General features: G+C 59.9%; 20 protein-coding genes. 12 read left to right on the forward strand and 8 right to left on the reverse strand.

Features of this window, described 5'->3' with window-relative positions; genetic code table 11:
- Positions 1-90: 90 nt before the first annotated feature.
- Positions 91-1,434, reverse strand: coding sequence for an OprD family porin (locus ACMTA2_RS14840; RefSeq protein WP_413795430.1), 1,344 nt, complete (start codon positions 1,432-1,434; stop codon positions 91-93).
- A 360-nt stretch (positions 1,435-1,794) separates the two neighbouring features.
- Here ACMTA2_RS14840 and ACMTA2_RS14845 point away from each other — a divergent pair, with 360 nt between their 5' ends.
- The 7 genes from ACMTA2_RS14845 (at position 1,795) to ACMTA2_RS14875 (ending at position 9,223) form a co-directional block, all read left to right on the forward strand.
- Positions 1,795-2,526 carry a GntR family transcriptional regulator gene (locus ACMTA2_RS14845; protein ID WP_413795431.1) on the forward strand — a complete coding sequence of 244 codons (732 nt, stop codon included), beginning with the start codon at positions 1,795-1,797 and terminating at the stop codon, positions 2,524-2,526.
- 121 nt (positions 2,527-2,647) lie between these two features.
- Complete coding sequence (locus ACMTA2_RS14850; RefSeq protein WP_413795432.1) at positions 2,648-3,937, forward strand: MFS transporter; 1,290 nt, start codon at positions 2,648-2,650, stop codon at positions 3,935-3,937.
- 28 nt (positions 3,938-3,965) lie between these two features.
- On the forward strand, positions 3,966-4,796 hold the full coding sequence (locus ACMTA2_RS14855; RefSeq protein ID WP_413795433.1) for an amidohydrolase family protein: 831 nt from the start codon (positions 3,966-3,968) through the stop codon (positions 4,794-4,796).
- Positions 4,797-4,900: 104 nt separating this feature from the next.
- Positions 4,901-7,084 carry a PAS domain-containing sensor histidine kinase gene (locus ACMTA2_RS14860; protein ID WP_413795434.1) on the forward strand — a complete coding sequence of 728 codons (2,184 nt, stop codon included), beginning with the start codon at positions 4,901-4,903 and terminating at the stop codon, positions 7,082-7,084.
- Positions 7,081-7,482: a response regulator gene (locus ACMTA2_RS14865; RefSeq protein ID WP_413795435.1), complete on the forward strand. Its 402-nt coding sequence runs from the start codon at positions 7,081-7,083 to the stop codon at positions 7,480-7,482. Before ACMTA2_RS14860 ends, ACMTA2_RS14865 begins: the two co-directional genes overlap by 4 nt.
- A 598-nt stretch (positions 7,483-8,080) precedes the next feature.
- Positions 8,081-8,524, forward strand: a complete 444-nt coding sequence (locus tag ACMTA2_RS14870) for an HIT family protein (RefSeq protein WP_413795436.1) — start codon at positions 8,081-8,083, stop codon at positions 8,522-8,524.
- A 180-nt stretch (positions 8,525-8,704) separates the two neighbouring features.
- Positions 8,705-9,223, forward strand: coding sequence for a hypothetical protein (locus tag ACMTA2_RS14875; RefSeq protein ID WP_413795437.1), 519 nt, complete (start codon positions 8,705-8,707; stop codon positions 9,221-9,223).
- A 28-nt stretch (positions 9,224-9,251) separates the two neighbouring features.
- On the opposite strand, the gene ACMTA2_RS14880 is transcribed toward ACMTA2_RS14875, so the two are convergent.
- Positions 9,252-11,111: an ABC transporter ATP-binding protein gene (locus tag ACMTA2_RS14880; RefSeq protein WP_413795438.1), complete on the reverse strand. Its 1,860-nt coding sequence runs from the start codon at positions 11,109-11,111 to the stop codon at positions 9,252-9,254.
- Positions 11,112-11,197: 86 nt separating this feature from the next.
- A complete protein-coding gene (locus ACMTA2_RS14885; protein ID WP_413795439.1) occupies positions 11,198-12,094 on the reverse strand; it encodes a LysR family transcriptional regulator in 897 nt (298 codons plus the stop codon).
- 114 nt (positions 12,095-12,208) lie between these two features.
- Between ACMTA2_RS14885 and argC the strand changes: the two genes are divergently transcribed.
- Complete coding sequence (gene argC, locus ACMTA2_RS14890) at positions 12,209-13,138, forward strand: N-acetyl-gamma-glutamyl-phosphate reductase (RefSeq protein WP_413795440.1); 930 nt, start codon at positions 12,209-12,211, stop codon at positions 13,136-13,138.
- A gap of 28 nt (positions 13,139-13,166) precedes the next feature.
- On the opposite strand, the gene ACMTA2_RS14895 is transcribed toward argC, so the two are convergent.
- Positions 13,167-13,958 carry a response regulator transcription factor gene (locus tag ACMTA2_RS14895; protein WP_413795441.1) on the reverse strand — a complete coding sequence of 264 codons (792 nt, stop codon included), beginning with the start codon at positions 13,956-13,958 and terminating at the stop codon, positions 13,167-13,169.
- Between the two features lie 138 nt (positions 13,959-14,096).
- Here ACMTA2_RS14895 and ACMTA2_RS14900 point away from each other — a divergent pair, with 138 nt between their 5' ends.
- Together ACMTA2_RS14900 and tssI are read left to right on the forward strand one after the other, a co-directional pair.
- On the forward strand, positions 14,097-15,200 hold the full coding sequence (locus ACMTA2_RS14900; protein ID WP_413795442.1) for a polyamine ABC transporter substrate-binding protein: 1,104 nt from the start codon (positions 14,097-14,099) through the stop codon (positions 15,198-15,200).
- Positions 15,201-15,228: 28 nt separating this feature from the next.
- Complete coding sequence (tssI, locus tag ACMTA2_RS14905) at positions 15,229-16,620, forward strand: type VI secretion system tip protein TssI/VgrG (protein WP_413795443.1); 1,392 nt, start codon at positions 15,229-15,231, stop codon at positions 16,618-16,620.
- Between the two features lie 167 nt (positions 16,621-16,787).
- Here tssI and ACMTA2_RS14910 read toward each other — a convergent pair whose 3' ends face one another.
- Genes ACMTA2_RS14910 through ACMTA2_RS14925 form a run of 4 tightly spaced genes read right to left on the reverse strand, consistent with a single transcriptional unit; the run spans position 16,788 to position 19,980 of the window.
- Entirely contained in the window at positions 16,788-17,849 is a 1,062-nt protein-coding gene (locus ACMTA2_RS14910; RefSeq protein WP_413795444.1) for a beta/alpha barrel domain-containing protein, read from the reverse strand.
- A gap of 11 nt (positions 17,850-17,860) precedes the next feature.
- The gene (locus ACMTA2_RS14915) at positions 17,861-18,790 is read right to left on the reverse strand and encodes a DUF6282 family protein (RefSeq protein ID WP_413795445.1); all 930 of its coding nucleotides are present in this window, start codon (positions 18,788-18,790) and stop codon (positions 17,861-17,863) included.
- 30 nt (positions 18,791-18,820) lie between these two features.
- Entirely contained in the window at positions 18,821-19,588 is a 768-nt protein-coding gene (locus ACMTA2_RS14920; RefSeq protein ID WP_413795446.1) for an HpcH/HpaI aldolase family protein, read from the reverse strand.
- Entirely contained in the window at positions 19,585-19,980 is a 396-nt protein-coding gene (locus tag ACMTA2_RS14925; protein WP_413795447.1) for a cupin domain-containing protein, read from the reverse strand. The genes ACMTA2_RS14920 and ACMTA2_RS14925 overlap by 4 nt, the downstream gene beginning before the upstream one ends.
- 193 nt (positions 19,981-20,173) lie before the next feature.
- On the opposite strand from ACMTA2_RS14925, the gene ACMTA2_RS14930 reads away from it, so the two are divergent.
- Positions 20,174-21,604 (forward strand): NAD-dependent succinate-semialdehyde dehydrogenase, encoded by a 1,431-nt coding sequence (locus ACMTA2_RS14930; protein WP_413795448.1) that lies wholly within the window; start codon positions 20,174-20,176, stop codon positions 21,602-21,604.
- Positions 21,605-21,635: 31 nt separating this feature from the next.
- Positions 21,636-23,225: a GMC family oxidoreductase gene (locus ACMTA2_RS14935; protein ID WP_413795449.1), complete on the forward strand. Its 1,590-nt coding sequence runs from the start codon at positions 21,636-21,638 to the stop codon at positions 23,223-23,225.
- The last annotated feature ends 77 nt before the right edge of the window (positions 23,226-23,302 follow it).

Below are 23,302 nucleotides of genomic sequence, written 5' to 3' on the forward strand. Positions count from 1 at the left end.
AGTTCCTCCTGGCGCAGGTGGGCCACTCGGATGACCGATAAGGCCTCGCGCCGTCTTCCTGACCCAGCAAGGGCGTGGGATGAGGCAGGGTCAGAACGGCCCCAGCTTGAGTGGGTATTGGATGACGATATACAGCCGGTCGATGTCATCGCCGCCCTGGCTGCTGTTGGCGCGATGGGTGACATGGGACAGTTGCAACGACAGGTCCTTGGCCGGGCCTGACTGCACGATGTAGTGCAGGTCCAGGTCGCGCTCCCAATGGCGTCCGCCAGTACCTTGTTGCGGACGGTAAGTGCCGGTATCGGAATCGAACGGGTTGTAGGCACCGCCTTGGGGCGCATGGCTGCCGTCTATCCCGCGTCCAGTCACATAGCGGGCCATGAAGCTCAGGCCGGGGATGCCCAAGGTGCCCAGGTCAAGGTCGTAGCGCGCTTGCCATGAGCGCTCGCCCGGGCCGTTGAAGTCGGCATATTTGATTGAGTTGGCCAGGTAGATGGAGTCGCCGCCGACGAAATCGAAGGACGTGTCGCCGTTGATTTTCTGATAGGCCAAGGTGAACGCCTGGGCATTGATTCGGTACTTGCCGCTCAGGCTATAGGCCGTGGTGTCGATGGCCCCGGCGTTGGCCTTGCCATAGTCGCGGGTGTGATACAGGTTGCCGTCAAGGAACAATTCGCCAAGGGTGGCATGCAGGTTGGCATAGTACTGGCGCCAGGTATCGCTCAGTTCGGAGGCGTAGAGCGCGCCGCCCAGGGCTTGGCCGGTGAGCAGGTCGGCGCCGATGAAGTCGATGGCGCCGTTGCGCGTCGTCGCCCCATACCCGGAAAAATCACCCTTGCCGGTCGAGGCGTCCTGATTCTTGAACGCACTGAAGTGGCCTGCCTGCAGGTCGACCCCTTCCAACTCACGGCTGGAGAGCAGCAGGCCGCTGGCGTATTCGGGTTGCAGGCGCTTGTCTGCGGTGTCGAATACCGGGCTCTGTACGGTCATTTCGCCGACCGCCAGGGTGGTGCGTGAGGTGTTGAATTTCAGCGCACCGCCCGCACTGGAGTAGTGGTCCTCGCTTCGCCCGTTCTCATCCAGTGGCAATAATCCCGTTCCGGAATGCCCCTTGCCGCCGTCCAGTTTCAACCCCAGGAACGCGTGGGCATCGATGCCTACGCCGATCGTGCCGGGGGTGAAGCCGGATTCGAACGAGGCGATGAAGCCCTGGGCCCATTCCTGTTTGTAGCTTTTGCCTGCCGGGCTCGGGGTGCGATAGTCATTGTTGAGGTAGAAGTTGCGGCTGAGGACTTCCAGCGTCGCGCCGTCGAGAAAGCCTGGCGTACTTTGCGCCTGTTCCGCTGCCAACGCCGGTGCGGTGCTGCCGGTGAGCAGGGCAAGCAGCCAGAGCGGCTTCAGGGCGGCGGCTGAGCGGTGTGGTGCAAGTAACATGCTTCATTTCCATGTGAAATTGGGCGGGCGAAGGGGCGGTACTACGCGCAGCCAGGTGGGAAATGTCCGGCGCACCGCAAGGTGGGCCGGCAGCTTCCCGCTTGAGCAAACAGGTCTGGGCAGAGGGCTTCATTCTTGGGCGTGGGGCGCGGGCGTGCGAGTTAAACGTTGTTAATTGCGTTCAGGTCAACATCGGGCGCTGCACTCACAGGCGGGGGGCTTGGGTTTCGCCCAGTACCATCAAAGCTGTGGCCCAGGCGTCAGTCCGCTAGCCCGACATTCTTGACAATCCACCGGGCTTGGGCAAATACTTGCGTCCATATTCATATATATGACTAGATAACAAGGTGAATAAGGTCGATGAAATCTCTCTCCAGTGATGCCCGCCTGCCGCTTTATCAGCGTTTACGCGACCAATTGGCTGAACAGATCGCCAATAACCGTTGGCGTCCGGGGGAGGCGATTCCTACTGAGGCGGCACTTTCAGCCGAATACCAGTTGTCTACCGGCACGGTGCGCAAGGCCATCGATGCGCTGGTCAGCGAGGGCGTCCTGGAGCGCCAGCAAGGGCGCGGCACCTTCATTCGCCGGCCGCAATTTCAATCGTCGCTGTTCCGTTTCTTCCGCTTCCAAAGCGCTTCAGGCGAACGCCGGGTTCCCGAGAGCCGCATTTTGTCCGTGGAGCCGGTGGCCGCGCCTTCGGCGGTGGCCCAGGCGCTGGGGCTACCGGTGGATGCGCCGGTGATTCGCATTGTGCGGGTGCGTCTGCTGGAAGTAGAGCCGGTGCTCGCCGAAGAAATCTGGCTGCCCCGTAACCGTTTCCAGCCTTTGCTCGAAGTCGACCTGAGTCAGAAAGGCCCACTGCTTTATCCCATCTATGAAGATGTTTGCGGCCAGGTCGTCGCCTATGCCGAAGAAACACTCACCGCCGAATCGGTGAATGAGGTGTACGCGCGATTGCTGCAGGTACCGGTCAACAGCCCGGTGGTGGTGATCGAGCGTCTGGCGCGGGACTACGCCGGTAATCCCCTGGAGTGGCGACGTTCCCGTGGGCACGCCGAGCATTTCCGCTACCGCGTGGAAATCCGCTGACCCCACTTGGTTAGCGGCGAGTTGGTCGCCGCAGCCTTATCGTTTTGTTTGCCATGACTGGCCCTGTAGCGGCGCGGTTCGCTCTCGGCTGCCTTTCGTTCCACCCATAAGGATAAAAATCATGTTCAGTTGGTATCGCCAAGTCACTGCGCGGGAGCGCAAAACGTTTTGGGCCTGTTTCGGCGGATGGTCGCTCGATGCGCTGGAAGTACAGATGTTCGGCCTGGCGATACCGGCGTTGATCGCCGCGTTCGCCCTGACCAAGGGGGATGCCGGGCTGGTCAGCGGCGTGACCCTGGTGACTTCGGCCATTGGCGGTTGGGTCGGCGGGACGTTGTCGGACCGCTACGGTCGGGTGCGCACGCTGCAATGGATGATCTTGTGGTTTTCGTTCTTTACCTTTCTGTCGGCGTTCGTCACCGGTTTTCATCAACTGTTGATCGTCAAGGCGCTGCAGGGCTTCGGGATCGGCGGGGAGTGGGCGGCCGGCGCGGTGTTGATGGCCGAGACCATCAACCCCAAGTACCGCGGCAAGGTCATGGGCACTGTACAAAGCGCCTGGGCGGTGGGTTGGGGATTGGCGGTCGGCGTCTTTACGCTGATCTACTCCCTCGTGCCGCAGGACATGGCCTGGCGGGTAATGTTCGTCGTGGGCCTGTTGCCGTCGTTCTTGATCATCTGGGTACGGCGCAACGTTGAAGAGCCGGACAGTTTCCAACGCCTGAAAAAAGACAACGTCATCCCGCAGAGTTTCTTCAAGTCCCTGAGCGGTATCTTTCGCCCGGAGTTGATCCGTGTGACCTTGTTTGGCGGGTTGCTGGGGCTGGGCGCGCACGGCGGTTACCACGCCGTGATGACCTGGCTGCCAACCTTCCTCAAGACCGAGCGCAACCTGTCGGTGCTCAACTCCGGCGGTTACCTGGCGGTGATCATCTTCGCCTTCTGGTGCGGCTGTGTGGCCAGTGGCCTGTTGATCGATCGCATTGGGCGTCGGAAAAACATCGTGTTGTTCGCCTTGTGCTGCGTCGTTACCGTGCAGTGCTATGTGTTCCTGCCGTTGACCAACACTCAGATGCTGTTCCTGGGCTTCCCGCTCGGCTTCTTCGCGGCGGGCATTCCGGCGAGCCTCGGGGCGTTTTTCAACGAGTTGTACCCGGCGGATGTGCGCGGCGCCGGCGTGGGGTTTTGCTACAACTTCGGCCGGGTGCTCTCGGCGGTGTTCCCCTTCCTGGTCGGCCACATGAGCGACTCCATGTCCCTGGGCTCGGCCATTGGCATCGACGCCGGGATTGCCTACGGCGTGGCAGTGATCGCGGCGCTGTGCCTGCCGGAAACCCGCGGCCGCAGCCTGGAAGCCACTGGCGCATCGGCGCCTGTGGTGGAGAGTGACAGCCAGGGCGCCCGGGCCTGATTTTCTTTATTGTCGATAGATGAGACCCATGGTTGATACCTGTACCAAGCCGATAACCGGCATTGACGGCCACGCTCACGTTTTCAGTCGCGAGCTGGAGCTGGCGGCTGTCCGGCGCTACACACCCGATTATGACGCCACGCTCGCTCAATACCTGAGCCACTTGCACGCCCACGGCTTGAGCCATGGCGTGTTGGTGCAGCCGAGCTTTCTCGGCACCGATAACCGCTACCTGCTGGCTGCGCTGCGGCAGGCACCGGAGCAATTGCGCGGGGTCGTGGTGGTGGAGCGAGACGTCAGCCGAGCCGAGTTGGACGACATGGCCCGGTTGGGCGTGGTCGGTGTGCGCTTGAACCTGATGGGCAAAGCCCTGCCTGATTTTCGTGACGCTGCCTGGAGCGGCTTTTTGGGCCACATCGCCGAACTGGATTGGCATGTCGAGTTGCATGCCAACCTGGTGGACGTGCCGGGGTTGGTGGCTCAGTTGTTGCCGCTGGGCATCAAGTTGGTGGTCGATCATTTCGCTCGTCCGGATGCGCGCTTGGGGCTGGATCAACCTGGCTTCGCCCAATTGATGGCGGCGGGGCAGAGTGGGCGGGTCTGGGTGAAGGTGTCCGGGATTTATCGATTGGGTGCAACGGCTGCGCAGAACCTCGCATTCGCTCGTGCCTCGTTGACGCGACTGGAACACAGCTTCGGCCCCGAGCGCCTGGTGTGGGGCAGCGACTGGCCGCACACGCAGCACGAAGCCGATGTCGGCTTCGAAACGGTCATGGCGCAATTGAGTGCGTTAGAGTGTTCGGCGTCGCGGATGCATGCGTTAATGATCCAGGCACCCCGGGCATTGTTCGGTTTCTGAGGTGCAAAGGGGGCGATGACGATTTCCTGAACTCGTGCGATCGATAGCGATCTAGAATCCATTGAGACTCTGAGCGTTGCAGCCAGAGGGTTTGAGGATGACCGATGTCAAGCATTGAAGAGCTCCCCTTGGAGGCGTGCGCGCCCAGCGAATACGAAAGCTTGATCGCGATGGGGACGAGTGCGCTCGATGCCATTCCTGGTGCGGTGTACCTCTGTGATCGCCAGGGGTGGCTCGTGCGGTACAACAGCGAGGCGTCCGAACTATGGGGCAGGGCGCCGGCGCTTGGAGAGAACGGCCCCCGTTTCTGCGGCGCCCATCGATTGTTCCTGACCGACGGCACGCCGCTGGCATTCGAGCACTCTCCGACGGCCTCGGCGCTCGATACCGGCATTGCGCCGCGCAACCAGGAAGTGATCATCCAGCGCCCGGATGGCTCGCGGTTCGTGGCGTTGATGAACATCCGAGCCCTCAAGGACCGGCGGGGCGATATCCAAGGAGTGATCAACTGCTTTCAGGACGTCTCGGCGCACCATGCCGTGGCCGAGGAACTCCGGCGCAAGAGTGCCGACCTGGAGGACTTTTTCGAAAACAGTGCGGTGGGCCTGCATATCGTCAGTGGCGAGGGCATCATCCTGCGCGCCAACAAGGCGGAGCTGGCACTGCTGGGTTATCCGGCGCAAGAGTACATAGGTCGGCACATCACCGAGTTTCATGTCGATGAACCGGTGATCGGCGACATTCTCACCAAGCTGGGCAGTGGCGATTGCCTGGAGAGCTATCCGGCGCGCCTGAGGGCGAGAGACGGCTCGATCAAGCATGTCACGATCACTTCGAACGGGCGCTTCGAGGACGGAAAGCTTTTCAACACCCGGTGCTTCACCATCGACAGGAGCTGTGTCCACGCGGCCGAGGCGGCACGCCAGGACAGCGATGACCGGCTTTCAGCGACCTATGAGGCGGTGACCGTCGGGATTTCCGAGGCCGATATCGACGGTCGCTTGCTCCGGGTGAACGACGCCCTGTGCAACATGCTGGGCCGGTCGCGGGAGGAGCTCCTGTCGATGACATTCCTGGACTACACCCACCCGGACTGCATCGCGCAGGATGCGCAGTTGTATGCCCGCCAGGTGGCCGGTGAACTGGATAACTACGTGCTGCGCAAGCGCGCCCTGAAGCCCGATGGCGAGGTGGTCTACCTCGACATCCACAGCTCGTCGGTGAGGGACGCCAACGGTACGTTTCGTTATGGCGTGCGGGTGCTGCAGGACGTTACGCTGGCGCGGCGGATGGAAAACCAGATCCGCGAAAGCGAACGGCACATGCGCAATCTTCTCGAGGCATTGCCGGCCGCGGTGTACACCACCGACGCCGAGGGTCGCATCACGTTCTTCAATCGCGCCGCTGTCGAACTGTCGGGGCGCACGCCCCAGTTGGGCGACATGTGGTGCGTGACCTGGAAGCTGTTCAATACGGACGGCACCGCGCTTGCCCACGACCAGTGCCCGATGGCAGTGGCGCTGAAGGAAAACCGGCCGATACGCGGTGTCGAGGCAATTGCAGAGCGGCCGGATGGCAGCCGTGTACCGTTCGCGCCGTTTCCCACGCCTTTGCATGATGCCGATGGAAACCTGGTGGGTGCCATCAACATGCTGGTCGACATTTCCGAACGAAAACAGGCGGAAAACCGACAGAAGACGCTGATCGATGAGCTCAATCACCGGGTCAAGAACACTCTGGCCACGGTGCAATCGCTGGCAGCCCAGACGGCACGCAACGCAGAGGATGCGAAAGACGGCTACAGGCGTTTCGAGGCAAGGCTCCTGGCGTTGTCACGGGCACACGATCTCTTGACGAAACGGCACTGGGGGCAGACGCCGCTCGACACCCTGGCCCAAGACGTGTTGATGCCGGTGTTTGGGCATGAGCCTGGCCGCATCGTGATTCAAGGCCCTTCTGCAGACGTCGGCACTCGCGTGGCGCTCAACCTTACGATGACCCTCAATGAATTGGCGATCAATGCGCTGAAATATGGGGCGATGTCGGTCGAGAGCGGGACGCTTGCCGTCATCTGGCATCTGCAAGCCCGGGAGGACGGAACATTGCTGACCCTCGACTGGCGCGAACAAGGAGGACCTCCCGTGACACCGCCGGAACGGGAAGGGCTGGGTTCTCGCTTGATGCAGCGTTGCATCGAGCGCGACTTGGCCGGCAAGTTCGACATTACCTACGCGCCGGAAGGCGTTTGCTGCCGTTTTTCGTTCCTGATTGGGGTGACGGGGGCATGACCCCATTTGTTGGCGTCAGGGTGCTGGTCGTCGAGGACGAAGGCGCGGTTGCCCTGTTGATCGAGGACATGCTGGAGGAGTTCGGATGCGAAGTGGTGGCCTCAGTCGCCCGGCTCGCTGCAGCACGTGACATGGCCGGCTCGGTGCAGGTTGATCTGGCGATCCTGGACGTCAACCTGGCTGGCGAGCGCGTTTTTCCGGTGGCCGAAATCCTTCGCGGTCGCCATATTCCCTTCCTGTTCAGCACCGGATACGGCGCCAGCGGACTGCCAACCGAATACGCCGGCTGCCCGGTCTTGCACAAGCCGTTTTCGCAAAGTGAGCTGCAGCAAAAAATTGCCGTTACGCTGACGGGGGCTCGCGAAAGCGGCTTGGCTGCCAGCACCGATGCCGACTGACCCGCCGCCATCGCGAGCAAGCTCGCTCCCACACTGGATCTCCAGAGGGCAAGAAATTTGTGTTCGACACAGATCCCTCTGTGGGAGCGAGCTTGCTCGCGAAAGCGGTGGGTCAGCTTGCCGGGATGTTGGATGTGCCGGCCTCTTCGCGAGCAAGCTCGCTGCCACACTGGATCTCCAGAGGGCAAGAAATTTGTGTTCGACACAGATCCCTCTGTGGGAGCGAGCTTGCTCGCGATAGCGGTGGGTCAACTTGCCTGGATGTTGGATGTGCCGGCCTCTTCGCGAGCAAGCTCGCTGCCACACTGGATCTCCAGAGGGCAAGAAAATTGTGTTCGACACAGATCTCTCTGTGGGAGCGAGCTTGCTCGCGATAGCGGTGGGTCAGCTTGCCGGGATGTTGGATGTGCCGGCCTCTTCGCGAGCAAGCTCGCTCCCACAGGGATTTGGGCCAGACACGACTTTTGCGAACCGCTCGAAAAAAACTGTGGGAGCAGGCCCAGCCCTGGCTTCCAGGCAGGCCTTTACGAGACGTTGTCTCTGGACTGTGCTAAATCTCTTACCGGCAACCAACCTCCCCAAACTCCAAGGAGTGATCATGAGTCTCCACGGTCATTACGATCCGCAGAACATCTTTGCGCTGATCCTTCGCGGCGATGCGCCGTGCTACAAGATTTACGAAGACGCCGATGTGTTGGCCTTCCTGGATCTCTTCCCTCAATCGCGCGGCCATGTCCTGGTCATCCCCAAAGCCTCCCAGGCGCGAAATATCCTCGAGGTCGAGCCCGCCGTCCTGGGTGCGATGATGTCTGCCGTGCAGCGCCTGACACACGTCATCGTGGACGAGTTGCAGCCGGATGGGGTCCAGGTCGCGCAGTTCAATGGGGCTGTGGCCGGGCAGACGGTCTATCACATTCACATGCACATCATTCCTCGTTGGGACGGTGAGGCTCCTGGTGTGCATGGCAGGGGCAAGGCGGATCCCGAGGAGCTGGAAACACTTCAGGCGCGTCTGGTCGAGCGCATTCGCTCGCAAGCCTGACGCTGGGCAGGACGCCGTAAGGGGCACGGAGCGTGCCCCACTATCAAATGCTCGGCAACCTTGCCACAACGTCCAAGGTTGTGAATCCCGCCACAGAACCCATCAACAGGTCGCCACCCAATCCCTGGCCAACCGCTACTATTGTGCGCTGATCTCCCAATACCCCGGACCTCACTTGCCATGAAATTGCGCCTGCTGACCGCTGCCTTGTTTTTCACCTGCACCCTGACCCACGCCGCTGAATCGAAAACCGTTCCGAAAGCCCTGGAGGAACAAATCGGGCACTTGGTAGCGCTCATCAAGGACAGCTATGCCACCGGCTATCCTGAAGCGACGCTGGTGCAGACGCTGGACACCGGCGAGGACAGCCAGGTCACCCTTGCGGTCTTCACCATCGAGGGTTTCGGTATGGGCAACAACTACAGCCAATACCTGGCGGCCTTTACGCCCGAAGAGAACGAAGAAGGTGTGCCGCACTACAGCCTGTTGGACGTGATGCGCATCGGTGGCGATAGCTGGCGTGCCATCGACAAACTGGATGCCAGGCTGGTCAGTGATCCGACCGGTGAGCAGACCCTGATCGATATTCCTGTGATGGAGAATACCGATGACGATGCGCCGAACTTCCCGAGCAGAGCTGCTGTGATTCACCTATCGCTGGAGGGGGCACAGTCGCTGCGATTGGTCGAGAAAAGGTAAGTCGCGTTGTCCCCCGGGCCATCCACGCTCATACCTGATCCATCGCCTCGGTCACCCACCGGTCCTCACCCAGGAACCCGCCACTCTGATGGTGCCACAGCCGCGCATAGATGCCGTTCCTGGCGAGCAATTCGGTGTGGGTGCCTTGTTCGATGATGCGTCCATCGTCCATGACAATCAGTCGATCCATCGCCGCAATCGTGGACAGTCGATGGGCGATGGCGATGACGGTCTTGCCCTCCATCATTTCATCGAGGCTTTCCTGGATGGCCACTTCGACTTCCGAGTCCAGCGCGCTGGTGGCCTCGTCAAGGAGCAGGATCGGGGCGTTCTTGAGCATCACTCGGGCAATCGCGATGCGCTGGCGCTGGCCGCCCGACAGCTTGATACCGCGCTCGCCCACCAAGGTGTCGTAGCCGGTGTGACCTTGGCGGTCGCTCAGTTGGCTGATGAACTCATCGGCCTGGGCATTGGCCGCGGCACGGCGGATTTGTGCATCGCTTGCATCGGGTCGGCCGTAGGCGATGTTGTCGCGAATGGAGCGGTGCAGCAGGGACGTATCCTGGGTGACCATGCCGATGGCGCTGCGCAGGCTGTCCTGCGTCACATGCGCAATGTCTTGCCCGTCAATGCGGATCTGTCCGCTGTCGACGTCATAGAAGCGCAGCAGCAAATTGATGAGCGTGGATTTGCCTGCGCCGGAGCGGCCGACCAGGCCGATTTTTTCGCCCGGGCGAATGTCCAGGCTCAGGCCATCGAGCACCTGGCGTTCACCGTTGTAGTTGAAGCTCACATTGTCGAAGGTCACCGCACCGCCGGAGGTCTCCAGCATCCCGGCGTCCGGCGCATCCTGCACCTTGGGGCCGTGGGTCAGGGTTGCCATGCCATCCTGCACGGTACCGATGCTTTCGAACAGCGAGGTCATCTGCCACATGATCCAGTGCGACATGCCGTTGATACGCAATGCCATGGCGGTGATGGCCGCCACGGCACCTGCGCCGACGTCGCCCTGGTGCCATAGCCAAAGCGCGTAGCCGCCTGCGGCCATGATCAACCCTACCACCAACGCCTGGTTGACGATCTCGAACTGACTGACCAGGCGCATCTGGCGAAAACCGGTCTGCTTGAAATCCTCCATGGCGGCGCGCGCAAAGTGCGCTTCACGATTGGAATGGGAGAACAGCTTCACGGTCGTGATGTTGGTGTAGGCGTCCGAAATACGTCCCGTCATCGAGGAGCGCGCATGGGCCTGTTCCTGTCCGACTTTCCCCAAGCGGGGCACGAAGTAGAGCATGGCCAGCCCGAACAACACGATCCAGGCCAGGAAAGGCAGCATCAGTTTCAATGCGAAGCCGCCGGCCAACGCGATGATCGCGATGAAATACACGCCGATTCCGGGTGCGATCTCGATCAGGGTGAACAGCACGTCGCGCACGGCCAGCGCCGTCTGCATCACCTTGGTGGTGACCCGGCCGGAGAACTCGTCGGAAAAGAATGAAAGGCTTTGCCGCAGCATCAGGCGGTGGAAGTCCCAGCGCAGCCGCAGCGGCAGATTGATCGCCAATATCTGGTGTTGCACCAAGGTACGCAACGCTACCAACCCGATGCTGGCCAGCATGACGATGCCCATGCCCCACAACACACGACTTTCCTGCGCCGCCGCATCGCCACCGGCCTGCCAGGTCGAGAGCAGGTCCACGACCTGGCCGAGGAAAGAAAACAGCCAGGCTTCGTAGATCGAAACGCCGGCACTGAGCAGCGCAAATGCAAGGATGTAACCGCGGGCGCCCCGTGTGCAGGCCCACAGAAATTGAGCCAGGCCGTTGGGCGGCGGGGGGACCTCGTCGGGCGGGAAGGGGTCGAGTCTTTGTTCAAATGCGCGAAGCATGGTGCTCTCCGAAACGATCGATTACGGATTTTGCCATTTAAAGGATGCTGTGAGGGTTATGGGGCGCTGTGGCGAGTTGACCGTCCTCAGGCGGTTGAGTTCATCCGGCTCAATTCCCACAACACATCCAGCACGTGTTGCGTAGGCCGTTCGATGTCCTGGCTGCGGTGGGCAATACCCAGTTGACGCCACAATAAGGGCTCCAATGGCCGCATGACGATCCTGGTATCGGGCAATGGCGTGGAGGCCTCATGGGGCAACAATGTCGCGCCATATCCAGCCGCCACCAGGCTTTTGATCGCATCGTTGTAGTTCAGTTGAATGCGTGGCGCAGGCTGCCTTCCATCACTGGCGAACCACTCTGAGGTCAAGCGCGAAAGGCGAGTGGTGGTGTCATTCAAAATCAACGGCTGAGTGGACAACCAGTCGGGCGTCATAACCTCCGGGCATTCCCAGCGAGCCGGCAAGAAAGCCATGACGGGGTCTCGTCGCCACGGCTCGATCCGCAAGCCTTTCACTGGCGGCTGCGGCAACGCCACCAGACCGATCTCCAAGGAGCCCTCGGCCAGCTTCGTCAACGTTTCCTGGGAGGTGAGTACCGCCACTTGTACATCGATAGTGGGATGGCGTTGCCCCAACGTCTCCAACGCGTCCGGCAGCAACTGTGCGATGGCCCCTGTGGAGGCACCTAGCCGCACGTGCCCGGCCAATCCCTGTACCTGACGCTCCACGTCTTCAAGTGCCTGCTCCGCGTCTGCCAACAGACGCCGCGCGCGTTCCACCAGTGTGTTCCCTATCGCTGAAGGTTGAATACGCCCGCGTGTGCGCGACAACAGCTTGCCGCCGACCCGCGACTCCAGGTCGGCGATGTGCAGGCTGACGGTGGGGGGCGCAAGATGCAGCACGCGGGCCGCCTCGGCAAATGACCCCAGGTCGGCAATCGCCACCAGCGTGCGCAGACGGTCCAGGCTGATTTCCCGCATAAATGAGTCCTTGTTCAGAAAAACTGAATTTCAGCGTTTATAAATTCAACTTTTCCTATCTTAGCGCCTCGCTGAACATTGGAACCCTGATTTCCAATGTCCGAGAGCAATTCCATGGCAAGTCCCCTTGTATTCATCGATGGCGACCAAGGCACCACCGGGTTGCAAATCCATCAACGTCTGCGCGACCGGAGCGATCTGCGACTGCTCACCCTCGGCGCCGAATATCGCAAGGACCCGCAACGTCGCGCCGAAGCCATCAACCACTGCGACATCGCGATTCTCTGCTTGCCCGACCCCGCCGCGCGCGATGCTGTAAGTTCCATCGAAAACCCCGCCGTTCGGGTGATCGATGCGAGTTCGGCGCACCGCACCCACGCAGACTGGACCTATGGTTTCGCAGAGATGAATCCGCAACAGGCTCAACGCATCGCCGCTGCGCGACGGGTCAGCAATCCCGGTTGTTATCCAACGGGGGCGATAGGGTTGCTGCGCCCCTTGCTGGAGGCCGGATGGGTGCCCAGGGATTACCCGCTGAGCATTCATGCGGTGTCGGGTTATTCCGGAAAAGGACGGGTCGGCGTGGAAGAACATGAGGGAGCAGGCGCAGCTCAAGCGTCAGCGTTTCAGGTCTATGGGCTGGGGCTGGCACACAAGCATATTCCGGAAATCCAGCAGCACAGCGGTCTGATGGAACGGCCGATGTTTGTGCCGGCTTACGGTGCTTTTCGGCAGGGGATCGTGCTGACCATACCTGTGCAAACCCGGTTGTTGGCGCCAGGCGTGGGTGCGGTGCAGTTGCATGCGTGTCTGACGCAGCACTACGCCGATGCGAGCCATGTGCACGTGATGTCGATGCAGGAAGCTAAAGCGCTGGCGTCCCTTGATCCTCAGGCCCTGAACGGGACAGATGATTTGCAATTGTCGGTATTTGAGAATGATGAGACCGGGCAGGTCTTGCTGGCTGCGGTGTTTGACAATCTGGGGAGGGGCGCCGCAGGTGCGGCGGTGCAGAATCTGAACTTGATGCTTGCAGGCGCATGACCGAGCAAATCAGCCCGATGTCCTGACCTCAATGGGTAGCGGTAACATTCTGTTTGGGCATGAAGAATCGAGCAAATAGCTCAGATTGCGACTTGATATTTAATTTTGCGTAAATGTTGCGACGGTGAACTTTTATGGTCTCCGCCGAGAGGGACAGCTTTCCGGCTATTTCCTTATTGGAGAAGCCGCTGAGTAATAAGCGGAGTACGTCACTCTCGCGTGCCGTTATTTGGGTGCCAAGCTGATTGACCGTTTCCGGCCACAGAGGCGGCTCAGTCAGGGTTTTCTCTACGTCAATTTCAAAACCCATGCGCTGATGCATCAATGCAGTCACCCACGGTTTTATGATGTCCAGCATGGTTATTTGTTCTTGGCTAAAGCGGATTTTGCTGCCGATGGAAATGCACAACGTTCTGTCGGGGTCGAGTTGGACATTGAACTGTGCCTCATCCATGGAGATGTACTGTGCAAAGTATTGATGGTAATACTCGGTTTCAAGAAAGTATTCCGGTGCTATATCCAATAGGTGGAAGAAACCACTCTGTGGATTTTCCCGATTGGCTATATAGAACGGATCCAGCAAGTAAAGACCCTTCACATAACGATGAATGAATGCGTCGACTTCTTCCGCGTCTGCTATCTCCGGAAGGCTGACGACCTGCACGTGTTGATTGCTGAAAATCAATACAACCCAATTATCGATTTGTACATATTCATTCAAGGTGCGAACCAGTGAACTCCAGAAATCTGGACGATTCAGCTGCATGATCAGCTTCCCAATCGATCGATGCCAGGCCAGGCTATGGAGGTCAAACGACATTTTCTACCCCTTTTGGGTTAGGGATTCGCAGGTCAAAGGTAAGTATTCGTAGGTATTTACTATTCGCTGGCACCCGGTATATTCGCTGCCAGGGTTAACGATGGCCATGAGGGCATATCGTCTTGACAAGGATGTTGCATGAGAAAGTCACATTTGCGAACCATTTTTTCCGCCTCGCTTCTCTGTGCAGGGATTAGCACATCAGTCGCGGCTGCAGAGCCCGGGATGTATCTGTACAACTGGTTCGGGTTGCTTGCGCCGGAGACGCCAAAGGAGTTTGAACAGGAAACTGGCACGAGCGTGCACATGGATGCGTTCGACAGCGCTGAAATCATGCAGAGCAAGGTCATGGCTGGGCGCACCGGGTATGACGTGGTTGTGGCGACCTCCAATGTATTGCCCAGCCTGATCCAGGCGGGAGTCCTTCAGCCGTTGGATCGTAGTCAACTGAGTAACTTTTCACACATCGATCCTGATCTCTTGTCCCAGCTCGCGGTCAATGACCCTGGCAACCGTTACGCCGTACCTTATCTATGGGGCACTACTGGCATTGGTTATGACGTTGACAAAGTCAGGGGCGCGTTGGGCGATAATGCTCCGGTGAATAGCTGGGATCTGATCTTCAAAGAGGAAAACATTAGTAAGCTACAGTCGTGTGGTGTGGCGATGCTTGACTCTCCAAGTGAGATCATTTCGATTGCGTTGAATTACCTTGGGCTCCCGAGCAACAGTAAGAACCCGGATGACTACCAGAAAGCCCAAGCTTTACTGTTGAAAATTCGTCCTTACGTCCTCTATTTCGACTCCTCCAAAATCGACGCTGACCTGGCTGATGGCAATATTTGTGCAGTTGTGGGATGGGCTAATGGTGCCCTTGCTGCGCAGGCCATCAACGAGAAGGCCAACACGGGGCGCAAGATCGCCTACAGCCTTCCTCGCGAAGGCGCGCTGTCCTGGTCGGAGAACCTGGTTTTGCTGAAAGATGCTCCCCATCCCAAGGAAGGTATGGCGTTCATTAATTATATGATGCGACCAGAAGTTATCGCCAAGACCTCAAATCACACGCTATACCCTAACGCCAACAAGGATGCTGCTGAGTTCGTCGAGCAGAAGCTGCGAGACAATCCTTGGATTTATCCGGACAAAAAGACGATCGCTACACTTATTCCGCTTGAACCGCTGCCATTGAAACTGGAACGAATCCGTACGCGGATCTGGACCAAAGTAAAGAGTGGTGTGTGATTTAATTTGATTTGTCGCCTGTCGCTCGATGCAAGCCTTCATTTTATATGTGGGCTTGCGGCGAACTGCAGGTTTTAAAAGAGAACAGCGGATGTTCAGCCCTGCCAATCAAACGCACTTCAGTTTGACCGTCGAAGGTTTTGAGCACGATTTTCAAGTGCTCGCATTCACTGGAAAAGAGGCGATCAGCAGGCCTTACCTCTTGAATGTGGAGTTTGTTAGCGAACGGTCTGACCTTGATCTCGAGAGCCTCTTCGACGTAGAGGCTTTTCTGACCTTCGACTCGAAGGGCAACGGTATTCATGGACGGGTCTATCACATCGCTCACATCGGTAACAGTGAGCGTTTGATGCGCTACAGGCTGGCCCTCGTGCCGCACCTGGCCTACTTGCGCCATCGCATCAACCAGAGGATCTATCAACAGTTCTCGGTGCCGAAAATCGTCGCCTTGATACTGGAAGAACACGGCATTCTGGGCGACGCCTATCGGTTTCATCTGGGGGCGACCTACCCCGAGCGTGACTACTGTACCCAGTACGACGAAACGGATTTGCACTTCATTCAGCGCTTGTGCGAAGAAGAAGGGATCCACTTTCACTTCCAGCACAGCGCTCAAGGCCACGTGCTGGTCTTTGGCGATGATCAGTCGGTTTTTCCCAGCATTGGCCAACCCACTGCTTATAGGCATGAGAGCGATAGGGTGGCCGACGAGCCACTGATCAAGCGCATCAACCTGCGTCTGGGACAGCTCACCAGTCGTATTTCTCACCGCAACTATGATGTCGAGCAACAGCCGGACATTGAAAAAGATGACAGTCCGGAGCGTTTTACCGGTCATGAGCACGGCAAGCAGATACGTCTTCGGACTATGGAACGCCGCCATGCGGCTTATCGTCAAGCCGAAGGGCAGAGTGACCAGACTCGGTTAGTCAGCGGCCACGTGCTGGAAATCTCAGGCCATCCGCGCCAAGAGTGGAACACCCTATGGCTACTGACCGAGATCATCCACGAAGGCCGGCAACCACAGGTGTTGGGTGAGAACTTCGCCAGTGGCAACACTGCGAACGAAGGTGACTTTCATCAGGGATACCGCAACCGCTTTGTCGTTCTTCCGTGGAATGTGTCCTATCGTCCGCCGTTGGCCCACAAGAAACCTCAGGTGCCAAGCATCCACACTGCTGTAGTCGTCGCTTTAGAAGGCGAGGGGATCCAGAGTGATCGGCGCTTTGGGCGGATCAAGGTCAAGTTCCCCTGGGACCGTGAAGATAGATTTGACGACAAGAGTCGGTGTTGGCTGATGGAGCCCTCCGATTGGGGGTGTGAAATCGGCCCCCCGCGGATGGGCATGGAGGTCATGGTTACATTTCTTGAAAACGACCCCGATCAACCACTGATCAATGGTTGCCTGTGTTGTCACTAAGGCGGCTTGCCGTTGTTCTCCTTTGGGGCAGAAGGGGCGTGCGATCGCCGGTGGAGATAGTCGGGGGCTGACCTTCAAACCGATATTGTGGTAACGAGCCCCCAGATGGGGGCTTTTTCACGGCAACATCAATCGCCAGCTTTCAGTGATCTCCCGGCCGAGCCGCTTCAGCCTGGAGACCCTGGGTACTCCGGGGCGAAGTGTTTCCACCAGTCGGGACGGTCAGCCTGTTGCTGATAGGTCTGCACCTGATCGGCTGCGCTGCCCAGCAGTTGTTCCACGCTCAGGCCGCGCCGGCTGACATAGTCGTCCAGTTCCTGCACTGCGCGTGAAAGTACCGGGTAACCGCCGGCGAATACCGCCGACGTCATCTCGGTGGCGCAAGCCCCCGCCAGTAGAAAACGCGCGACATCCAGGCCGTTACGGGCACCGTTGGTGGCGATCAGCGGGTAGCTGTCACCCATGGCCTTGCGGGTCATCATCAGCCAGCGGGCGGTCAGTGGCAGCGCCCAGCCACCACCGATGGCTGCACTGGTCCCAAGCATTGGCAGGCCGGTGTCCAGGTCCGGCAGAAACCCCATGAAGCGACCCATCATCACCACGCTGTCCGCGCCCCCCCGACGTGCCGCCTGAGCCAGGCCGACCACGTCCTCGCTCTGTCCGGTCAGCTTGATCCACAAGGGCAGGGTGGTGGCCTTGCGAATGCGCGACACAATCGCCTCGATTCGCGCCGCTCCCCGTTCCAGTACGATGGCGCCCTTGGCCGCTTCTTCGCCATGAGGTGCGCCGATGTTCAGCTCCAGCACGCGCAGACCGGCCTGTTCGACCTGGCGGGCGTACTCGGCGCATTGCTCAAGGTCACTGAGGATCAGGCTTGGGATGACATAGGCGTCTTGCCGTCGGGCTTCGATGTCCAAGGCCGCCAGTTCATCGAGCCATTCGCAAAACTCGCGCTGAATCAGGCCGGAGCGACCGAAGAGGCTGGCATCGGCTGGTGGCGAGAAGTCCCACGGCAAACGGTTCCAGTTCGAATCCAGCAGCACGTAGTCGGTCTTGTCCAGTTGCTGTTTGGCGGCCTGGGATTCGTTGGTGGATTTGGCCACTACCGCGCCAACTCCGGTGGCGAGGGCGGCACGAATGGCCTCGCGGGTCATGGTCTGTTCGCCGGCGCCGCAGATAACCGGGTTTTTCAGCGTCAGCCTTGCGATGGGTGTGGTGAGTCGCGTCATGGTCATTCCACTCACAGGTTCATTAGGCGGGAGGCGTTGCCGGAGGTCATTTTGCGAATGTCCTCATCGCTGTAGCCCAGGTCCAGCAGTTGCCCGATCACGTTGCGAAAGCCTTCGGCAATGCTCGGGTTGCCCTGCTGGCCGAGGTCGGAGCCGAGGATGGTCAGGTCGACCGTGCCGGCTTCGATGACTTGTCGCAGGAATTGATCATCGTAGAATTTGAACTTCGAACCGGGCACCCACATGCACATCGAGTGCTCCATGAACACACCTTCCTTGGCCAGCTGACGCATGTCATCGAGGGTCGCGTCGACCACGTAGGTTGGATGGTTGACCAGCAAGCGCTTGACCCCGCGGTTGCGAGCTTCTTCGAACAGCGGCCAGATTTCGCGGATGTTCAGGTGACCGGCGGAAAGCACGATGTCTTCGGCGGCGATCAGGTCCAGAATCGCTTTGACTTCTTCTTTCAGATGGCCGTCGTCATCGAGTACGGTCAGCGGAATTGGCTGCAACATGCGCTGGGTGGTCTGCGGAAATTTCTCGGTGAACTTGGCGTCCTGATGGTGGTGGGCGATGTGGTTGGCTGAAGAAAAAGTCGGCATCCAGACCAGTTTCGCTCCCAGTTTCAAACCATGTTCGACCGCATGTACGTTCAGGCCGCCGACCGCGTTGTTCAGTGGCACGCCGGAAAGCATGTGCACGTCAAGCTCGCTGAAATGCTTGTTCAGCAAGGTCGTGACCGGTGTGCAGCTGTAGTAGTGATCCTTGAGCAGCACAGCCTTGAGCCCGGCTTCGCTGGCTTCGCGCATGGCCTCGAGGTGGTCGCAATAGCGAGGCATCACGGACGGGCCGCTGTGGCAGTGCAGGTCGATGGCGCCGCGCATCAGGTTGTCGATATGGGCCTGGCGGTTCTCGGTGGTGGGTTTGACGATGGCGTTCATGGCGTTACCTCTTGTTGTTTTGGATAGGGCTCAGCGAACCAGGCCGTGAAAGTGCCGGACCTGTTGCGTCCAGCCGGCACGCAGTACGGCCTGGTCTGCACCCAGAATGAAAAAGCGCACGCCCATGGCGCGGAAGCGCGCCAGGTCGTCGCTGTTGGAGACAAAAATGCCGGCCGCCTTGCCGGCCTGTTGTGCCGCGTCGATCACCCGGCTGACCGCGGACTCCACGCGCGGGTCATCCAGCGTGCTGACGCCCAGCGACACGCTCAAATCCGCACGGCCCACCAGCAAGCAATCGATCTGTTCGACGTTGGCGATGGCCGCGAGGTTGTCCAGCGCTTCACGGTCTTCGATTTGCGCGATGATCCCGTGGCGACCATCTTCGGCGGCCATGTGTTCTGCCAGATTCGCGCGGCCATAGCCGCCTGCTCTGGGCGAGTTGGAGAAGCCGCGGTTGCCACTGCGGTAGCGGGTGGCTTGCAAGACCTGCCTGGCTTGGGCGGCATGGACGATATGCGGCAGTACCAGGCCATCGGCCCCCAGATCCAGCGCTTGCAGGAGGGTCGTGGGGCGATCGTCGGCCACGCGCACCACGCCTGCGACATGGCTGGCGCGGCAGGCCAGCAGCCCAAGATCGAGACTGCCCTGGTCGAAGGGCGCATGTTCGGCATCCAGCACCACCGCATCCAGGCCGCAGTCACCCGCGATTTCGATCACGGCATGGCTTGGCGTCTTGATGAAGGTGCTGATCAGCGCTTCACCGCCGCGCAGCCTGGCCGCGAAATCCGTGCGGCTCATGACGGCCGGTGCTCGGCATCCGCAAATTCGGCCGCCTGGTATTCGATCAAGTGGCGGTAGTCATCGCGAATCGGCGAGAACACGTCCAGATTCATCACCACTTCATCGCCCACAGGTTCTGCGTAATGCATCACATGGGGCGGGATGCGAATCATGCTGCCCGGGCCACCTTCGACGACCTCGTCCCCCAGATGAAAGCGCACCCGACCCTGCACGATGACGACGAGCTGCTCGAAGGTGTGGCTGTGGGGAAACACGTCCATCCCCGGCGTCAACCAGTTCATGACGCAGAGGGTGTCATCCCCGCGGAACGCGACGCGCTCCACACCTTTGCGAACCGTCTCGCGTGGCAGGTCATTCCAGTTGTGAAGCAATGCATTGGCTAGGCTCATCGGTGACTCCTTTGTTTCTTTTGTAAGAATGATGTTTCTTTCTGAGATAAAACTAACGCCCGTGCAAATAGGTGGTCAAGTGACTTTTTTGGCTTGACACCTGTTCTTCTGGAAATCTAGGATGGCGTCATTCAGAGAAACAGTATTTCTCTCAATGAAATCAAATGTGATTAATTTCTGAGGGGCACGTGATATGCGAGTTATTGAATCCCTGCTCATTGATGGCCAGTGGTGCGCCGGTGCTCACGAGCGTCGGACGGATGTCTTCAACCCTGCCACCGGTGAGGTCATCGCGGAGCTGAGCCTGGCTTCGACGGCCGACCTGGACCGAGCACTGGCCGCCGCGCAGCGTGGGTTCCAGGCCTGGCGCAAGACGTCTGCCTATGACCGTTCGAAGATTCTGCGCCGAGCTGCCGATCTGGTGCGTCAGCGTTCGGACGAGATCGCCGCGTTGATCACGCTGGAGCAGGGCAAGCCGCTGGCAGAGGCCAAGCTTGAAGCGTTCGGCGCTGGCGATCACATCGACTGGTACGCCGAAGAAGGGCGTCGCGCCTATGGGCGTGTGATTCCGCCTCGTGCCCGTGGTGTGCGGCAGACCGTTCTGCGCGAACCGGTGGGCCCGGTCGCGGCGTTCAGTCCGTGGAACTTCCCGGTGAGCCAACTGGTGCGCAAGATCGCCGGAGCACTCGCCGCTGGCTGCTCGATCATTGCCAAAGGGCCGGAAGAAACACCGTCGTCGTGCATCGAATTGTGCCGGGCGTTTCAGGATGCTGGTGTGCCCAATGGCGTTCTGAACCTGGTGTTCGGCGTGCCTGCCGAAGTCTCCGATTACCTGATTCGCTCCGAGGTCATTCGCAAGGTGTCGTTCACCGGCTCCGTGCCGGTTGGCCGCGCACTGGGCGCGCTGGCCGGGCAGTATCTGAAACGCTGTACCCTGGAGCTGGGCGGGCATGCGCCGTTCATCGTCTGTGACGATGTGGACGTCAAGGCCGTGGCAGCGCTGGGGGCCGGCCTGAAGTTTCGCAACGGCGGCCAAATCTGTGCGTCGCCGACGCGTTTCTATGTGCAGTCGCCGATCTACGAGGCGTTCGTTGACGCATTCTGCCAGGCCGGTGCAGCGATCAAGGTGGGTGACGGTCATGACGCGTCAACCCAACTGGGACCGCTGGCCAACCCGCGTCGGGTCAGCGCAGTACAGGAATACGTCGATGACGCGTTGGCTGTCGGTGCGCAGTTGATGTTAGGCGGCAAACCGGCACAACGCGCCGGCTTTTTCTACCCGGCCACGGTGTTGACCGATGTTCCGGACAACGCCCGGGTGATGAGCGAAGAACCGTTCGGGCCCATCGCTTCGATCGTTCGCTTCGACACCGTCGAAGAGGTGATCGAGAAAGCCAACGGCCTGTCGTTCGGGTTGGCGGCCTTTGCCTTCACCCGCTCGATCCAGCGCGCCACCTTGCTGGCCGACGAGCTGGAATCCGGCATGGTGTCCATCAACCACTTCGGCCTGGCAGCACCGGAAACACCGTTTGGTGGCGTGAAGGACAGTGGCTACGGCAGCGAAGGTGGCAGCGAAGGGCTGGACGCCTATTTCACCACCAAATTCGTCAGCCAGATCGGCTGAGAAGAGACGCCACACAACGAGAACAACAACAATGAAAACCTTCGATTACATCGTGGTCGGGGCCGGCTCGGCCGGCTGTGCGTTGAGCGCACGGCTGGCACAGGCGGGCAAGCAGGTACTGCTGCTCGAAGCAGGTCCTGCCGACAATCATCCCTACATCCACATTCCCGGCACCTTCATTCGCGTTCACGGTTCGCAGCGGACCTGGATGTACCGCACCGAGCCTGAGCCCTTCGTCAATCAGCGTCGTATCTACATTCCCCAGGGACGCACCCTGGGAGGCGGAAGCTCGGTCAACGCCATGATCTACATTCGCGGCCAGGCAGAGGACTACGACGAGTGGCAAGCCACTGGCTGCCCTGGCTGGGGCTGGCAGGATGTCTTGCCCGTGTTTCGCCGCTGCGAGTCCAATGCTCGCTTGAGTGGCGAGCTGCATGGCCAGGACGGTCCGTTGAAGGTCAGCGACCCGGATCACCGACATGCCTTGAGTCGCGCGTTCGTTCAGGCAGCGGTGCAGGCCGGCGTGCCCGAGACCGATGATTTCAACGGTGCGAAGCAGGAAGGTGCAGGCTTCTACCAGACCACGACCTCACAAGGACGTCGCGCCAGTTCTGCTGTCACGTACCTCAAGCCGATGCGACGCGATCCCCATCTCACCGTCATGACCGATACCCATGTGACAGGGCTGCTGTTCGATGGCAGCCGTATCACGGGCGTGCAGGCGCTGGGTCGTGGTGGTGCTGCGATACAATTTACGGCCCGGGCCGAGGTCATTGTCAGCGCCGGTGCGGTCGCTTCGCCCAAGTTGCTGATGCTGTCGGGTATCGGCCCGCAGAGTCATCTTCAAGCGATGGGCATCGCCACGCGGGTCCATTCGCCGGGGGTGGGCGAGAACTTCCAGGATCACCTCAGTGCTTCGGTCTACGCCCAGACCCGCGAGCCAGTCAGTTTGCTGGGCCATGATCGGGGCCTGCGTGCCGTGGGCCATGGGTTGAAGTACCTGGCCAATCGCTCGGGACTGCTGAGCTCTAATGTGGTCGAGAGTGGTGCATTCGTCGATGCCACCGGCTGTGGCCGCCCCGACGTGCAGTTCCACGTGGTGCCGGCGTTGGTCGGCGACATTGATCGTATGCCGCCCGGCGGCCACGGCATCTCCATCAATCCCTGTGCGCTACGGCCACGTTCCCGAGGCCAATTGCGCCTCAAGAGCGCAGACCCGATGGAGGAAGTGGCGCTGAAGGCCAATTACCTGAGCGACGAACACGATATGCGCACCATGGTCGCCGGTGTCAGGTTTGCCCGCCGTATTCTGCGTGCACCGGCGTTGGCCAGCATGGTGGAAAACATGCTGCTGCTGCCCAACCACGACGACATTCCCGATCATGTGCTGGAGGACTATGTGCGCAGCGTGGCCAAGACGGTTTTCCATCCCGCAGGCACCTGCCGAATGGGCACCGACGCCGATGCCGTGGTCGGCCCTGACCTGAAAGTGCACGGTGTGCAGGGGCTGCGTGTGGCTGACGCTTCGATCATGCCGACGATCGTCAGTGGCAATACCAACGCGCCCAGTATCATGATCGGCGAACGTTGTGCCGATTTCATCCTGGGGAGCGCTGCCTGATTTCCTGAACTTCGGATGTCTTGAAACAAGCCGGTTTTCGGAACCGGTTTCTCTTCGCATGCACAACAATTACAAGA

Origin of the sequence: Pseudomonas medicaginis (genome assembly GCF_965119365.1) — a bacterium.
Taxonomy (GTDB): domain Bacteria; phylum Pseudomonadota; class Gammaproteobacteria; order Pseudomonadales; family Pseudomonadaceae; genus Aquipseudomonas.

Coding starts and splice junctions, on each gene's coding strand:
- ACMTA2_RS14915 (WP_413795445.1), bottom strand. CDS start 18,790: ATGAACGCCATCGTCAAACCCACCACCGAGAACCGCCAGGCCCATATC.
- ACMTA2_RS14875 (WP_413795437.1), top strand. CDS start 8,705: ATGAAATTGCGCCTGCTGACCGCTGCCTTGTTTTTCACCTGCACCCTG.
- ACMTA2_RS14850 (WP_413795432.1), top strand. CDS start 2,648: ATGTTCAGTTGGTATCGCCAAGTCACTGCGCGGGAGCGCAAAACGTTT.
- ACMTA2_RS14865 (WP_413795435.1), top strand. CDS start 7,081: ATGACCCCATTTGTTGGCGTCAGGGTGCTGGTCGTCGAGGACGAAGGC.
- ACMTA2_RS14920 (WP_413795446.1), bottom strand. CDS start 19,588: ATGAGCCGCACGGATTTCGCGGCCAGGCTGCGCGGCGGTGAAGCGCTG.
- argC (WP_413795440.1), top strand. CDS start 12,209: ATGGCAAGTCCCCTTGTATTCATCGATGGCGACCAAGGCACCACCGGG.
- ACMTA2_RS14910 (WP_413795444.1), bottom strand. CDS start 17,849: ATGACGCGACTCACCACACCCATCGCAAGGCTGACGCTGAAAAACCCG.
- ACMTA2_RS14885 (WP_413795439.1), bottom strand. CDS start 12,094: ATGCGGGAAATCAGCCTGGACCGTCTGCGCACGCTGGTGGCGATTGCC.
- ACMTA2_RS14880 (WP_413795438.1), bottom strand. CDS start 11,111: ATGCTTCGCGCATTTGAACAAAGACTCGACCCCTTCCCGCCCGACGAG.
- ACMTA2_RS14845 (WP_413795431.1), top strand. CDS start 1,795: ATGAAATCTCTCTCCAGTGATGCCCGCCTGCCGCTTTATCAGCGTTTA.
- ACMTA2_RS14900 (WP_413795442.1), top strand. CDS start 14,097: ATGAGAAAGTCACATTTGCGAACCATTTTTTCCGCCTCGCTTCTCTGT.
- ACMTA2_RS14840 (WP_413795430.1), bottom strand. CDS start 1,434: ATGTTACTTGCACCACACCGCTCAGCCGCCGCCCTGAAGCCGCTCTGG.
- tssI (WP_413795443.1), top strand. CDS start 15,229: ATGCAAGCCTTCATTTTATATGTGGGCTTGCGGCGAACTGCAGGTTTT.
- ACMTA2_RS14855 (WP_413795433.1), top strand. CDS start 3,966: ATGGTTGATACCTGTACCAAGCCGATAACCGGCATTGACGGCCACGCT.
- ACMTA2_RS14930 (WP_413795448.1), top strand. CDS start 20,174: ATGCGAGTTATTGAATCCCTGCTCATTGATGGCCAGTGGTGCGCCGGT.
- ACMTA2_RS14925 (WP_413795447.1), bottom strand. CDS start 19,980: ATGAGCCTAGCCAATGCATTGCTTCACAACTGGAATGACCTGCCACGC.
- ACMTA2_RS14870 (WP_413795436.1), top strand. CDS start 8,081: ATGAGTCTCCACGGTCATTACGATCCGCAGAACATCTTTGCGCTGATC.
- ACMTA2_RS14860 (WP_413795434.1), top strand. CDS start 4,901: ATGTCAAGCATTGAAGAGCTCCCCTTGGAGGCGTGCGCGCCCAGCGAA.
- ACMTA2_RS14935 (WP_413795449.1), top strand. CDS start 21,636: ATGAAAACCTTCGATTACATCGTGGTCGGGGCCGGCTCGGCCGGCTGT.
- ACMTA2_RS14895 (WP_413795441.1), bottom strand. CDS start 13,958: ATGTCGTTTGACCTCCATAGCCTGGCCTGGCATCGATCGATTGGGAAG.